This is a genomic window from Myxococcus sp. CA023 (genome assembly GCF_010998615.1).
Lineage (GTDB): Bacteria > Myxococcota > Myxococcia > Myxococcales > Myxococcaceae > Myxococcus.
Genome location: NZ_JAAEAH010000089.1, coordinates 1 through 14,060 on the forward strand (window position 1 = coordinate 1; position 14,060 = coordinate 14,060).

Sequence of the window (14,060 nt, forward strand, 5' to 3'; positions counted from 1 at the left end):
TAAGATCGTCGGCAGCGTCAGATGTGTATAAGAGGCAGGCCCCCCATGCGCCGCCCTCGCCAGGACGCCCGCCCCAGCCCGCAACCAAGTGGACCTCGTAGTCAGGTCGCACCACCACCACCGCCGTTGCGTCCGCATGGGCCAGAGTCACTGAGGCCGCGCGTCCACCCGCGCGCCCCCAGTCATGCACTGCGGACAACGCCAGGGTGTAGCGGCTGTGATGTTTGGCCTTGCCGAAGAAGACGTGCTCCATGTCTAGGGAGAACTCCGCGCCCATCAGCCGAGCGCCCAGCACGTCCGAGACGAACGCTTCCGTGTAGAGGGGCCCCAGCGTGCCAGTGAGGAAGCCTCCTGCCGGGTGGTAGTCCGGATTCGCGCGGTTGGAGTAGCGGCGCACCAGATGCCCGGAAAGCAGGCTGTAGCTGTCCAGGCCACCGAACCACACTCCCAGCGGCGCGTTGTCCGAGCCGAACTTGAGGCCGCGGACGAGTTGCCCCCAGTCCGAGAGGGAGTCCCAATCCTCCCGCCGCACGAGGCCCGCGCCCTCGCCACCACCCCACATGCGAAAGCGCACTGGGGCGCCCACGTTGACGCCGAACTCGGGGCCACCGTCGATGATGAAGGTGGGCTCCACCTGGATGAAGCCGTCATCACCACCAGCGCCCGCGCGAGGGAGCAGCGCAAACGTCGTCGCCTCCAGGCGCGTCAGGTAGTACCACCTGCGCGCGGGCGAGGCCGGTGGAGTGGACGGCGCCTCTTCCTCTGGAGAGGGAGGCTCCAAGGCCCATCCCGTCATCGGCAGCAGAAGCACCAGCAACAGCGCGGACAGATACCTTCGCTTCCTGTGCATACACGCCTCCTGTGCGTGCCCCGACTTGAGGCACGAGAAACACACGTCTCCCGGTCGGCTCATCGACTTGAGTCGGGCCGGTGGTGAATCAGCAGTGGTGAGAGGGATTGAGGGCCGCCGTTAAACGGTCGGCTGCTTCGTCAACGCACGCCGGGGGCCTGCACCGGGCTCCGTTGGCACGTCGTCCGGATGGAGAGAGCCCGCCAACGCACGACGCGCGCCCCCAAGGGATGACGGCGCTTCCGTCGTGGGCTCGTAGCCGCCCCGCCCCGTGGGCACAGGGGGCGTAATGCCTCCCTCATCGCTGGGCACCTCGAAGTCCCAAAGTCCTTCACTGGCATCCGCGAGCGCCCGCTGAATCTCTCCCAAGGCATCCTCGCGGGTGTAGGGCCCCAGCCGCGCCAACTGGGCACGCAAGATGACCTCCAGCTCAGCAGCCGTCCCGAAGCGTTCAGCAGGACTTCTGCGCAGCATCGTGTGGAGGATGTCCCGAAGGGGCACGGAGAGCCCTCGCGCGGCCTGCTCGACGTCGTCGGAGCGGAATGCCATGGCGCACCAGATGGCGTCTTCAGCGAAGTCGGGCAACTCCGCCACCACTGACGCCACCGAAGCCGAGAACGCCTGCTCCCGCTCCGGCTTCGACATCCGCGATTCCACCTCTTCAATGCGGACATGGCCCGGGTCGTAGAGGTGACGGCCCGTGGCGAACTCCAACAGCGTCAGTCCCAGGGAGAACACGTCGGCTCGCGCGTCCACCACCTCGCCCAGCAACATCTCCGGTGCCGAGTAGAGGACTTCACCTTGGGGGCGCGGCAGGGACGTGGCCAGCCGCCCCGAGAGACGAGAGAGGGCCACACCGAAATCCGTCAGCCGCACCTCACCATGGGGCCCCACGCGGATTCGAGCGGGATTCACGTCACGGTTGACGATGCCGAGCGGAAAGCCCGCGTCGTCCGTGCGCTCGTGCGCATAGGCCAGCGCCGCCGCGACCTCCGCGCCCACGTAGAGAATGAACGCCTCGGAGAAGTAGCGCCCGCGCGACTGGGCAACGGCCAGCAACGTGTTGAGGGACAGCCCCTCCACATGCTCCATCGCCACGCACAAACCCTGCGGGATTTCATGGAGGCCATGGACGCGCGCGATGCGCGGGTGACGAAGGTACTGCGCCAGCCGCACCTCCTCTTCCAGGCGGGCACGGGCGCGGTGGTACTTCTCCGTCGCGTCCGTGGACTTCGGCACCGGCAAGCACTTGAGCACCACGCAGTCACCGAGGCCCTTGGGCGTGCGGGTCTGCGCAAGGAGGATTCGCTCCCCTACGCGCCCCTCTCCCAAGTCCCGGAAGAACTCGTAGGAGGTGTCGCCGTTGGTGAATAGGACAGCGCTCCCGGCAGGCCGAGAGTCAGACGGATTGGACATGGGCAGGAAGCTCCGAGTGCCCGCGCGAGAGGGATTCGCGCAAAGGCAAACTCAAGGTACTGCCAGCCCATTCCGAGTTGAACGACGTGTCAGGTCTAAAAAGATGGAAATCTCATTCACTCCAAGTGAACAGAGATAGGTCGAATTTGCAAAGTTCCTTTACGTTTCCCGAGGAAAACTAGGGCCAACGCTCGACGGCATACGCGGGGAGACTTCGCCCCACCACCGCAGCCCCTGGCTTGGACCAGTCCTCCTTCTCTACGTACCCACGCTTTCCCAGAACGATGCACACAGGAACTGCGCGCCCATCGGAGAGATGAGCCTCCGTGTAGCGGCCCACGAGGTACTCCCCGCCCGTCCACAAGTAGCCCGACAGCCGCGTGCCCTCTGGCAATCCGCGCACGTTGCTGATGTTCACCACGCCGGTAACTGGGCCGTCAGCATAGGAGCCCGGTTCACCGATGTCGCCGGGTTGGCGAATGTCCAGGGTCAACATCACCCTGTCCCCGACCTCCAAGCGAAGCCCTCTCTTGTTCGCCCAGTTGAACATGGCGTCGCGTGCCTCCGAAGGGCAGGCGCCGGGCTCGGGACGTAATTGGGCACCAGGGCAGCCCATGGACAGCGCGGCGACAGCGGTCGCACCCGCGCACGTCTTGAGGAACCCCGCCCACGGAGAGGGGGGCCAGCTCGGACGGGAGGCCAGGGCCTTTGGCTTCCTGGCGGTGGACTCGGCGAGAGGGGACATCGGAACGGGAGCGCGCTTCACGGGAGGGCTTTCTTTCTCGACAGGTACGGGAGGGGGCAAAGCTACCCCAGGGGACGACACAGGGGGTGTAGGAGGGACGGAGGAGGCCACCGACTCAACGACGCCAGCATCCGTTGATGGGAGCGGCGCGGGGGGCTCCACAAGCCGCTGTGCCTGCTGTGCTGGGGCCGTGGGGCGTAGAGCCACGTAGCCCACCAGCGAGGCCACAACGAGCGCCAGGAAGGCCACAGCGCCCGCCACGCGTCGCCCAGGGGCACGCTTCGGCGTTGATGGCGGTGCTTCGTCCTGGGGCACGTCGTTATGCGCCACGTCCAGGGCAAGCGGAAGGTGGGCCGTGGGGACATGCAACGTCGCCGTCCACGCCTCGCCCTCTTCGTGTAGCAGCGCGTCCAACTCGCGCCGCATAACTTCAGCGGAAGGAGCGCGCTTCTCGGGGTGGCGCTCGATGAAGTGCATGGCCGCAGCACTCAAGGACACGGGCACGCGCAGATTCAAAGCGTGCGGCGCGGGGGGAGGCCACTGGGCGCCCACCAGGACGCGGGGCGTTTCGCTCAAAGGCCGGGGATTGGTCAGCACGTCATAGAGGCAGACGCCCAGCGCGTACACGTCGTCGGTCGCCTTGAACTCGTAACGCGCGTCGTGCTCCTCTCCGTGCTCGCGAAGGAAGCGCGACGCTTCAGGGGAGCGATAGCGCCGGGTGCCAGGTGGCAAGGGCGTGTCCGTCAGTTCCGGGGCCAGCGTGTAATCCCCTGCGCTGAAATCCAGGATGAAGGGCTCACCATCCGTGGCGCGCACGAGGATGTTTCCCAGCTTCAAGTCTCGGTGAAAGACGCCACGCGAATGCAGGTGAGCGAGAGCGCCCGAAAGCTTGCCGAACACCCGGGCCACTTCATGCGCCGTAGGGTGCGTCTTCTCCACCCACTCCCCCAGCGTGTAGCCCTCCACGTAGTCCAGCACGACGTAGAGCCACCCCTGGGTCGGGTGCTGCCAACGCCCGTGGGCGTGGACCTTCACAACGTTGGCGTGGCCGCTCACCTGGGACAGGCAGACCATCTCCCGCAGCAGACGCGCGTCGGCCTGTTCAGCGTCTCCACTACTGGCCCGGTGCATGGCCATCTTCATCGCGAAGTGGTGGCCCTCTTTCTCCACGAGGTAGACGGCGCCGAAGCTCCCCGCGCCCAGCGGCTTCACGACGCGCCAGCCGTCCACCGTCTGCCCAGGTTGCAGGTGTGCCGGACTCAACCCGATCAACATGGAAGGCGGTTCTAGAACGGGAGTCGAGGAATGAGAAGGCGCCGCCCCCCGTCGTTGTCGCGCAGCTCCAACCGGAGCGCCGCGCCTTCCGGCCAGTTGGGTGCCCCAGTCTCCACCACCACAAGGGCTGTCCCACCCGGTTCGATCCGAGGTTCCTTCATGCGCACCGCGAGCACGTTGATGCGTTCACCGTTCGCAGCCACGGTGAGCCGTGCCTCCACGGGCGTCCAAGGGTGAGAGCCAATGTTGCGGACCCATAGGGACACAGCTCCCCACCCACTTGATCGGTACGTCACAACATCCCGCGAGACCAAATCCCCCCCTCCCTGCGACAGCAACCTCTCAGGGCTTCCGGCTTTGAATCCTCGATCGTTCAGCAACCCCGCGAGGATCATCCCGGCAGGGCCACTGGCCACGTTCCGGGCCCGGAGCGCTTCCAACTCGGCATCCTTGGCCGCACAGGTGGCACGCACCTCGTCCAGTTCGGCCTGAATCGCTTCCGCCGTGCGTGGGAGGCGCGACACCATCACCTGCGCGTCGACCTCGGAGGGGTGCGTGACCAGCGAGAGCACGACGCGGACAGGGGCGGCCCCATCCGCGAACGGAATGTTCAGCTCCACGCCTCGCCCGGGGCCCAGCTCCATCGCGGGCTTGAGCAAGATGGCTCGTGACGTGACCTCGAACAGCGCGAGTCGCCCCCCAGGGTCCCCAAGTACCACCGCGTCACGGTCCACAGGGGAGTCGAACTCCAACGCGGTGAGGTAGCCCGGCGCGACGTGAAGCGCCACGGGGTTGCCAGCCGTGGCCGCCGAGAGCGCCACCCGCCGCCGCTTCAGCTCCCGCCCACGGAGGGCATCCTGGGGCTGTGCCGCAGCCGTCAGGCCCACCAGGAGCACGAGGGGCAGGGCAAGCCGGGCAAGTGACGAGAACACGCGCGGACGACCTCCAGGGGGCATGGCAGGACCGTACCAGGATGAGCGCGGCTTCCAGCCCCTTCTCCGTTTGTCCTGGCACGAAGGAGGCTGCGGTTTTTCTCTAAACCTATGCCCCGCGCCCCTCAAAACTCCCCTCGGAGCACGCGGTCCCCATGCTGCATGTGTTCAGGAAGTTCCGGAATCACCGCGCCACGCTGAACACATCGCGGCAAGGGAGCCTCGCGATTTTCTGCGGGATTTTCTCAGCGTGTACCACCGCCAAGCACGGTCCTGAGTGGCCACCCATCGGAAATCCGAGCCGGGGGGCCTTCGCAGGTCGCCCGCGCCACCCACGGAATCCGCACCCATTTAGCTGAGACCACATCCAGTCAGCCGTGGCCGAAAAATGGCCCGGAAATGGCCGCGTGGGCCACCCGCAAAAGCCGCACGCATTTACCGGGGGAAGGACACCGCTAGACGTAGCCATGACAGTCCAGTGGACCACGCGCGGCGGGCGTCCCCATCAACACCGTTTGAGGAGCCCAGCACATGATTGAACAGGTCGAGCAGTACCGCCCTCGCATCGTCGCAGCGCTCACCGACGCAGGCCCCCACGGGCGCACCGTGAAGGAGCTGTGCGGCGCGCTCGGAGCGGGAGAGCAGGCCATCCGGCGCTGCCTCGCGGTGCTCGTCGCTGCTGGCGTGGTGCGCGAGTTCTCCAAGTACCAGCCCGGCGTTCGCGGCGCGGTGCCTCGGGCCTACAGCCTTGTCGGGAAGGGCGAATGAGCGCGCACTGTCCCCAACCCCACCGGGGCCATGACGCTGTGACTGACGGACGATGGTCTCCTCTCCCTCTTCTTCTTTCTTCTCTTAGGAATGAGAGGTCTCCGTCACTCCGTCACCTACAGAGTGAAAAAAGCCATGACGGAGCTGTGACGGAACACCCAGCGCCGGGGCGTCCGTCACACCCCCGCGAAGTGTCGCCACTCCCTGTTCAACACCGCGCCGTCGTCGTGCATCCATCGAACTCCCCAGCGTCGGGCCCCATGACTTGGACTCTCTGCATCACCCCCTCGCGCTTCCAGCCAGACCAACTCTCCGTCCGGGAGTTCTCGTCCATCGATGGCCTCATGTCGGAGTTCTTCGAGGACGCCCTGGACCCGACGCTTCGCACGGAGAAGGACGGTCACGCCGTCATCCCCGCCAAGCCTCTCCCACCTCGCGCCAATGGGCTCTACGAGGGCAAGGGCGGCGACCCCACACCCACGCCATACAGGCGCAATGCGAACTTCTCGCACGTCGCCCTGGCCGTCGTGGACTTCGACTGCGAGGAGCTGGCCGCGTTGGACGCGTGGCTCGCGAGCCTTCGCCAACGTGGCCTCTGGTTCCTCGCATACCCGACCCACTCCTACGGGCATCACTTCAAGCCCATCCGCTACCGCGTCGTCCTCCCATTCAGTGAGCCCGTCGCGGTTGGCTCGCCAAACCGGTGGGCCGACAGCCTCTGGCCGCACCTCATGGACTACTTGGGACTCGCGGCGCAGGCTACGTCCGCGTTGAAGGTGGATGCGTCCTGCAAGGATGTGGCGCGCCTCTACTACCTGCCGAGTTGGAACCCCGCGAACCCCACACCGCGCCCGACTCCCGAACATCACCGAGGCCAACCACTCGACGTGGAAGCGCTGTTTGGCCCCATGCTGCGCCAACCCTTCGCCCGCTACATCGAGCGCCCCAGCGTGCGGCAGGTCGCCGGAGCGGCCTCCGTGGACCTCCAGGTCATTCGCAAGCGACTGAGCCGCTTCAAACGGAAGGACTACTGCCAGGTCATCGCGCAGATGGACGCAGGCGCAGTGCTCATGCTCGACGGGCAACGCCACCTTGGCATCAACCGCCTGACGGAGATGCTGGCCCGGGTTGCCTCGCCCGATGAGTGCTCGGAGAGCCTGCTCGCCATCGCCCAGCGCTCAGTGGATGCGCTCGGCAAGCTGGAGCCCTCCCGCGACGTCTGGGGGGAGGCGCTTCGAGGACTGGACGGCGCACGCGCCAAGCTCCAGCAGTGGGACCTTCAGCGGAAGGCCAATCGCGAGGCGGAAGAAGCCGCATGGCGTCGAACCGTCCTGCTCGTGGCGACCTCCAACCACCGAACTGGGAGCGCCTCATGACTCCGAACTGCCCTCCCGAAAATGAGGCCGCTTCGAACGCCGACGAAGAAGCTGCACGCGCCGTTGTTGCGAGACTTCCTCTGGTGAAGGTCGTCCCCCTGGAGCGTTACCTGTCGCGCCGACCGGGTGGCCGCTCCTTCAGCTCGGACTTCCTCACCCAGAAGGCCGCCGAGGACTACTTGATACTGCGCCAGCTTCTTCCCCCACGTGACTCGTGGCCGAGAGGTGCCAGCCCCTTGGCCGTAGGACCCAACGTGCCGCAGCTCTGCGTCGGAGTCATGGGGCTCGAATGCCGCCCCAACGCCCCCGAGCTGTTGCCGCGCGAGGACGAAACGCTCCTGGTCAACACCTGGGAGGCGCCTACGCTCGCCCCTGAGCCGGGGGACTGGGCCGACGTGCGCCGCGTCCTTCTCTGGCTCGCGGAGGACGATGCCGGACTTGATTGGCTCCTGAACTGGATTGCGTTCAAGGTGCAGAACCCGGGCTCCAAGCCGGGAACCGCGGTCCTGCTCCAGGGGCCCCCGGGCACCGGAAAGAACGTGCTCTATCGCATCCTGGCGCACGTACTCGGCCCAGCGAACTGCGTCCAGATTGGGGAAGCCGACCTCGCCAAGCCCTACAACCACCACTTCGCCACGAAGCTGTTGGTCTTCGCCAACGAACTGCTCGACAACCACAAGCGTGGTGGGTCGCTGGGCGACGGTCTCAAGGCGACCATCACCGATGGCGAGGTGTTCCTGGAGAGCAAGGGCGTTGCCCGTACTCCAGCGGTCAACCGCGTCGCGCTCATCGCGGCAACCAACCGCTCCAAGCCCATCGAACTGGAGGAGAGCGACCGGCGATGGACGGTCTTCCACAACAGGACGAAGCCCGCCGAGTACCAACACCCGGACCTGGGGCTGTCCCACCGCGATTTCTTGGAGTCGCTCCATGCTCCGGGCACGGATGACGCCTTCACCCCAGAGTTCATGCGGCAGGTGGCCGCCTTCGCCTACGAGATGAGCACCCGCGCGGTGGACATGAAGCGCGTCCGCAGACCTCACACGAACGCATCCCGCGATGAACTCCAGCAGCTCAGCGAGCCCGTGACGGAGCAATTCCTCCGTGAACTCAGCGAGAGCCCTGAGCCAGACCGACAGCTCTACAATTGGGCGACACACGTCCCCTACTTCGCCTCGATTTGGACCACGAGCACGGGGCCCCGAGTCGGAAAGACCCAAGCGCTCACAAATGACGCCCTCTTCATGGCCCTGGTGGGGTTCTGCAAGTCCACCGGACAGAAGCACGCACCACAGAAACGGACCTTCCTGGCCGCGTTGAAGCCAGCGGGTTGGGTTGAGCAACGCGACAGCAAAGCGCGGGGCTGGCTTCCGCCATGGCACGTGAGCCGGAGCGATGCCCCTTCGACCTACGACGCGAAGGTCGTTCCGTTCCCCTCGCCGAACTCCATCCCACCATCAACCTCGAATGCCCATCCCCACGTCGCGAGGCCGCGCTCCCTGCGGGACCGATTGCTGGGGAAACCTTCATGAGCCACAGCACTTGTCGCAAAGCCCCTGTGCTCGCAGCGGTGGCTCTCCCCGGGGCCCCCGACTTCCTCACCGTGGAAGAAGCCGCAGCACTCCTGCGCGTGAATCGGAAGACGCTCTATGAGTCCATCCGGCTCGGGCAGGTGCCTGGCATCGTGCGGCTCGGAAGAGTCCTCCGCATCCGTCGAAGCGCCTTGGTAAACTGGATGCCGGGTAACTGCGGTCCTGCGCTCGGAGAGAAGAAGCCATGAGCGTCAGGCTGCGGAAGTGGAAGACGAAGGAGGGAAAGGTGCAGGAGGCGTGGTGGGTAGACGTGAAGTACCAGCACCCCGACGGGCGTGTGGAGCGCATCCGCAAGGCGTCTCCGCTCAACACCCGCCGTGGAGCTGAAGAGTACGAGCGTCAGGTTCGCCACGCACTGCTGACTGGAACCTTCGGAAAGGAGAAGCAAAGCGAGCCGGACCGAATCCTCACCCTCGGGGAGTTCGTCCCGCGCTTCCTCACCTACAGCGAGAACAACGACAAACACTCCACCGTCGTCACCAAACAGCAGCACCAGGAAGACCACATCATTCCGTTCTTCGGAGAGATGGCTCTGGACGCCATCGGCCCGTCGCAAATCGAGGACTTCAAAGCCGCCATGAAGAAGAAGCCCTCGGCTGCGCGCTCACGCAAGGCAGCCCCCACAAAGGCAGCCATCAGAAAGCGCAAGGACGTGACGCCCAATCCACTGAGCAAGAAGTTCATCAACAACGTCTTGTCTTCGCTCAGCAAACTCCTGGCCGTCGCGGTCGAGCAGAAGGTCATCCGGGAGGCTCCTTACGTGAAGCCCTTCGGGAAGTTGCCCAAGCCCGACTTCGACTTCCTTACCTTTGAGGAAGCCGAACGGCTCATCGATGCAGCCGAACCGGAGTGGCGGCCATTGATTCTCGTGGCCATCAAGACAGGGCTGCGGGAGGGGGAGCTTATCGGGCTCCAGTGGAACGACCTGGATTTGCAGCGTCGCAAGCTCCAGGTTCGCCGCACCGTCTGGAGGGGCGTTGAGGACTTGCCCAAGGGCGGGCGCGAACGGACCGTGGACGTCCCGACTTCGGTGGTGGAAACGCTCAAGACCCATCGTCACCTGCGAGGCCGCTATGTCTTCTGCCAAGAAGACGGACAGCCGCTCACCGAAGGAAAGATGAAGGCCCCCCTTCGTCGAGCCCTCCGGGCGGCAGGCATCACCCGCGAAGTGGGGCAAATCGGCTGGCACGACCTACGGCACACCTACGCCAGCCACCTCGCCATGCGGGGCATCCCGATGAAGGTCATTCAGGAGCTACTGGGCCATGCAGACCTCAGCACCACGAATCGGTACGCCCACCTCGCGCCGGGGGCCCGGGAGAGTGCAGTGCAGCAGCTCGACCAGCCAGCGCCCCAGCTCCAGGCCGAACCGAGCAGAGACGCCGCAGGGGCACACTGAGGGCACATGAAGCTACGAGGACAAAGAAAAAGCCCAGCAACCCGTTGAGATTGCTGGGCTTCACTCAGTGGAGGCGGCGGGAATCGAACCCGCGTCCGAAAGCCGTCCGTTCTTCGACCCTACGTGCGTAGTCCGCGATTTGCTACGTCCCTGAGGCTCCCACGGACGGGATACTCAGAGCCGGTCCTGGGAAGGTCTCGTCACCTCGGGTCCAGGCCCCCTCGGCAACCAGCCTGCATTATGACGGTCTGTCCCAACCCCACAGGCCGAGGGCGGGGGGACCGCGCACTAAGAGCTGTTTTTAGGCAGCCAGCGCGAGCTCAACGTTGTCGTTGGCTTTTGTGTCTTTGCCGGGTTGAATTTACGAGCTACCTGACAAGCTCGGCACGCGTCTCGAACTTCAATGCCCCCGTCGAAACCAGGTCGCCCCCGGTAGGTTCACTGCACGTCACGCGGCCACTCACTGCGCCGCGTCTTCCTCAGATTAACCGCTGACGGGGGCGCGTCAATCCTCCTGAATGGCCGCGGGCACTTCTGGGCGCACGGCCGTAGACACTCCGCGCACAAGCCCCTCCCCCACCGAGCCAGCCGTCGTAGGGTCGCCTACCCGCCGGGTCCCGCTTCTTCCGCCCCGGCCACGAGGCACCTGAATGAGACGACTGCTCCCCCTCCTTCTGCTCCTGCTGGGCACCGCCCTGCCGGCCGCCGCCGCCACGCCCACCCCGGCGTCGGACGCGTTCCCGTACACCCTCCACACGGACACCCTGCCCAACGGCCTCACCGTGGTCCGCGTGCCCTACCCGTCGCGCGGCATCATCGCCTACGTCACCGTGGTCCGCGTGGGCTCGCGCAACGAGGTGGAACCCGGCCGCACCGGCTTCGCCCACTTCTTCGAGCACATGATGTTCAAGGGCACGAAGACGCACCCGGAAGGCGACCGCGAGCGCATCCTCGGGAACTTCGGCTACGACGACAACGCCTTCACCACCGACGACATCACCCTCTACTACTCCTACGGCCCCACCGCTGGCCTGCCCCAGCTCATCGAAATCGAGGCGGACCGCTTCCGGAACCTGGAGTACAGCGAGCCGTCCTTCCAGACGGAGGCGCTCGCCGTGCTCGGCGAGTACCACAAGAACGCCGCCGCCCCCTTCCTCAAGATGGAGGAGGAGCTCAACGCCGCGGCCTTCACCCGCCACACGTACCAACACACCACCATGGGCTTCTACAAGGACATCCAGGCGATGCCCCAGGCCTATGACTACAGCCGCACCTTCTTCGAGCGCTGGTACACGCCCGACAACACCCTGCTCTTCATCATCGGCGACTTCGACGACGCCAAGGTCATGGAGCTCGTGCGCCAGCACTACGGCCCCTGGGACCGCAAGGCCGCCCAGGTCTCCGTCCCCGCCGAGCCGCCCCAGAAGGGCCCTCGCACCGCCCACATCGACTGGCCTCAGCCCACGCAGCCCCGGCAGGTGATTGCGTGGCGCACGCCCGGCGCCGGCACCAGCCCGACCGACGCTGCCATCCAGACGCTCCTCGTGGACTACCTCGCCGGCCCCACCAGCCCCGCCTACAAGACGCTGGTCCTGGACAAGCAGCTCGTGGAGTCCATTGGCAGCGACTACTCCGAGCACCGCGACCCGCACCTTTTCACCCTCACCGCCACCCTCAAGGACGAGCGCCACCGCGACACCGTCCGCAAGACGCTGCTCCAGGAGGTCAGCCGGCTCGCCGCTGGCCGCGTGGACGCCGCGCGGCTCAAGGCCATCCAGGACCACGCCCGCTACGGCGCGCTCATGGCCCTGGAGACGCCTCGCGACGTGGGCATCCAGCTCGGCTGGTACGCCGGCGTCACGGGCTCGCCCGACGGCTTCCAGCGCCACCTGCAGAGCCTGCCCAAGGTGACGCCCGCGCAGCTCTCCGACTTCACCAAGCGCTACCTCACCGCCAACAAGCTCATCCTGCTCAGCCTCACCCCCAAGACGGACGCCCAGGGAGGGACGAAGTGATGAAGACCCGAGCGCTCATGTCCCTCACCGCCCTGCTGGGGCTCGCCGGCTGCGTCACCACGCCCCAGGCGCCGCCTCCCGACGAGAATGCGCCGCCGCCCGCGGTGCCCGCCCAGGCGGCGGCGCCCGAGCCAGCTCCGCAGCCCGCGCGCCCGGAGGCCGTGCCCGCGACGCCGCTGCGCCAGCCCAAGCCCATGGAGCAGGTCGTCCTGGCGCGTCCGGACTCGCCCATCGTCTCCTTCCGGCTCGTGTTCCACACCGGCTCCGTGGACGACCCGAAGGGCAAGGAGGGTCTCACCGCCCTCACCGCGCAACTCATGGCCGAGGGCGGCACGCAAAAGCTCACCGCCTCGCAACTGCTGGAGGCCCTGTACCCCATGGCCGCGGAGCTGGACGTCTTCGTGGACAAGGAGTTCACGACGCTCTCCGGCCGCGTCCACAAGGACTTCCTGACGCGCTTCCAGAACATCTTCACCGACGTGCTCCTGGCCCCGCGCCTGGATGCCGCCGAGTTGGAGCGCCTGCGCGCCAACGCCATCAGCGACGTGGAGAACGGCCTGCGCAGCGCCAATGACGAGGCCCTGGGCAAGGTCGCGCTGGACGCCCTGCTCTACCAGGGCCACCCCTACGCGCACTTCACCGGCGGCACCGTGCAGGGGTTGAAGGCGATTACGCTGGACGACGTGAAGGCCCATGCCCAGCGCGTCTTCACGCAGGACCGGCTCGTCATCGGCCTGGCGGGCGCGGTGGATGATGCGCTCGCACAGGCGCTCAGCTCGCGCCTGTCCGCGCTGCCCGAGAAGGGCGCTCCGCGCGTGGAGCTGCCCGCCGTGCCGACGACGGCCGGCCGCACCGTCATCATCCAGAAGCCCACGCTCTCCACCGCCGTCAGCATGGGCTTTGTCAGCACCATCCGCCGCGGCGACCCGGACTTCTTCCCGGTGGCCTTCGCCATGTCCAACCTGGGCGAGCACCGCCAGTCCATTGGCGTGCTCTTCACCGAGCTGCGCGAGAAGCGCGGCCTCAACTACGGCGACTACGCCTACGCCGAGCACTTCATCGAGTCGCCTGGCACAACGTACAACCGCACCAACATCGCGCGCACGCAGCAGGACCTGTCCCTGTGGATTCGCCCCGTGGTGCCCACGAACGGCGTGTTCGCCACGCGCGGCGCGGTGTTCTTCCTGGACCAGATGGTGAAGGAGGGCATCCCGCAGGAGCGCTTCGAGCTGATGCGCGGCTTCCTCCAGGGATACACCCGCCTGTGGGAACAGACGGACCAGCGTCGGTTGGGCTACGCCATTGACGGGCTCTTCTACGGCACGCCCGACTTCCTGGAGCAGTACCGCCAGGCCATGGCGAAGATGACGCCGCAGTCCGTCCAGGAGGCGCTGCGCCGCCGCGTGCAGCCCGAGGCCCTCAACTTCGCCTTCGTCACCGAGGACGCGGAGGGGCTCGCTCAGGCGCTGCGCTCCGGTGCGCCGTCGCCCATCACCTACGCGTCGCCCAAGTCAGAGGAGCTGCTGACGCAGGACCAGGCCATCTCCTCGTCCAAGCTGCCCCTGCGCCCGGAGGCCATCCAAGTCATCCCCGCGCAGCAGTTCATGGAGAAATAACACACGGCTGTAATCAGCAGTGCCGGGGGGTGGGTCATTTCCTTCCACCCCCCGGAGTCGGGTGCTATGAGCCTGA

The 14,060-nt window shown here is 66.4% G+C and carries 10 protein-coding genes and 1 other RNA gene; 7 read left to right on the forward strand and 4 right to left on the reverse strand.

The features are described 5' to 3' along the window. Positions 1 to 970 precede the first annotated feature (970 nt). The 3 genes from F8M74_RS31015 to F8M74_RS31025 form a co-directional block, all read right to left on the reverse strand. Positions 971 to 2,266 (reverse strand): protein kinase, encoded by a 1,296-nt coding sequence (locus tag F8M74_RS31015; protein WP_141256298.1) that lies wholly within the window; start codon positions 2,264 to 2,266, stop codon positions 971 to 973. A 178-nt stretch (positions 2,267 to 2,444) separates the two neighbouring features. Beyond that, positions 2,445 to 4,286: a serine/threonine protein kinase gene (locus F8M74_RS31020; protein WP_228560514.1), complete on the reverse strand. Its 1,842-nt coding sequence runs from the start codon at positions 4,284 to 4,286 to the stop codon at positions 2,445 to 2,447. A gap of 11 nt (positions 4,287 to 4,297) precedes the next feature. Continuing rightward, positions 4,298 to 5,218: a DUF2381 family protein gene (locus F8M74_RS31025; protein WP_162295116.1), complete on the reverse strand. Its 921-nt coding sequence runs from the start codon at positions 5,216 to 5,218 to the stop codon at positions 4,298 to 4,300. Positions 5,219 to 5,749: 531 nt separating this feature from the next. On the opposite strand from F8M74_RS31025, the gene F8M74_RS31030 reads away from it, so the two are divergent. The 5 genes from F8M74_RS31030 to F8M74_RS31050 all read left to right on the forward strand — a co-directional run bounded on the left by F8M74_RS31030 (position 5,750) and on the right by F8M74_RS31050 (position 10,353). Next, entirely contained in the window at positions 5,750 to 5,986 is a 237-nt protein-coding gene (locus tag F8M74_RS31030) for a hypothetical protein (protein ID WP_140874021.1), read from the forward strand. A 260-nt stretch (positions 5,987 to 6,246) separates the two neighbouring features. Beyond that, positions 6,247 to 7,362 carry a hypothetical protein gene (locus F8M74_RS31035; RefSeq protein ID WP_141256301.1) on the forward strand — a complete coding sequence of 372 codons (1,116 nt, stop codon included), beginning with the start codon at positions 6,247 to 6,249 and terminating at the stop codon, positions 7,360 to 7,362. 83 nt (positions 7,363 to 7,445) lie between these two features. Next, positions 7,446 to 8,894: a DUF5906 domain-containing protein gene (locus F8M74_RS31040; protein ID WP_141256302.1), complete on the forward strand. Its 1,449-nt coding sequence runs from the start codon at positions 7,446 to 7,448 to the stop codon at positions 8,892 to 8,894. Then, positions 8,891 to 9,142, forward strand: coding sequence for a helix-turn-helix domain-containing protein (locus tag F8M74_RS31045; protein ID WP_141256303.1), 252 nt, complete (start codon positions 8,891 to 8,893; stop codon positions 9,140 to 9,142). The genes F8M74_RS31040 and F8M74_RS31045 overlap by 4 nt, the downstream gene beginning before the upstream one ends. Then, complete coding sequence (locus F8M74_RS31050; protein ID WP_141256304.1) at positions 9,139 to 10,353, forward strand: tyrosine-type recombinase/integrase; 1,215 nt, start codon at positions 9,139 to 9,141, stop codon at positions 10,351 to 10,353. The genes F8M74_RS31045 and F8M74_RS31050 overlap by 4 nt, the downstream gene beginning before the upstream one ends. A gap of 65 nt (positions 10,354 to 10,418) precedes the next feature. On the opposite strand, the gene ssrA is transcribed toward F8M74_RS31050, so the two are convergent. Continuing rightward, positions 10,419 to 10,784, reverse strand: a transfer-messenger RNA (tmRNA) gene (ssrA, locus tag F8M74_RS31055). Positions 10,785 to 11,003: 219 nt separating this feature from the next. Here ssrA and F8M74_RS31060 point away from each other — a divergent pair. Beyond that, complete coding sequence (locus F8M74_RS31060) at positions 11,004 to 12,368, forward strand: pitrilysin family protein (protein ID WP_141256305.1); 1,365 nt, start codon at positions 11,004 to 11,006, stop codon at positions 12,366 to 12,368. Then, on the forward strand, positions 12,368 to 13,984 hold the full coding sequence (locus tag F8M74_RS31065) for a pitrilysin family protein (RefSeq protein ID WP_141256321.1): 1,617 nt from the start codon (positions 12,368 to 12,370) through the stop codon (positions 13,982 to 13,984). The genes F8M74_RS31060 and F8M74_RS31065 overlap by 1 nt, the downstream gene beginning before the upstream one ends. Positions 13,985 to 14,060 lie beyond the last annotated feature (76 nt).

Bases quoted from the DNA above. Each gene is read 5' to 3' on its own strand.
- F8M74_RS31015 (WP_141256298.1), bottom strand. From the start codon at position 2,266: ATGTCCAATCCGTCTGACTCTCGGCCTGCCGGGAGCGCTGTCCTATTC.
- F8M74_RS31020 (WP_228560514.1), bottom strand. From the start codon at position 4,286: ATGTTGATCGGGTTGAGTCCGGCACACCTGCAACCTGGGCAGACGGTG.
- F8M74_RS31030 (WP_140874021.1), top strand. From the start codon at position 5,750: ATGATTGAACAGGTCGAGCAGTACCGCCCTCGCATCGTCGCAGCGCTC.
- F8M74_RS31035 (WP_141256301.1), top strand. From the start codon at position 6,247: ATGACTTGGACTCTCTGCATCACCCCCTCGCGCTTCCAGCCAGACCAA.
- F8M74_RS31045 (WP_141256303.1), top strand. From the start codon at position 8,891: ATGAGCCACAGCACTTGTCGCAAAGCCCCTGTGCTCGCAGCGGTGGCT.
- F8M74_RS31050 (WP_141256304.1), top strand. From the start codon at position 9,139: ATGAGCGTCAGGCTGCGGAAGTGGAAGACGAAGGAGGGAAAGGTGCAG.
- F8M74_RS31060 (WP_141256305.1), top strand. From the start codon at position 11,004: ATGAGACGACTGCTCCCCCTCCTTCTGCTCCTGCTGGGCACCGCCCTG.
- F8M74_RS31065 (WP_141256321.1), top strand. From the start codon at position 12,368: ATGAAGACCCGAGCGCTCATGTCCCTCACCGCCCTGCTGGGGCTCGCC.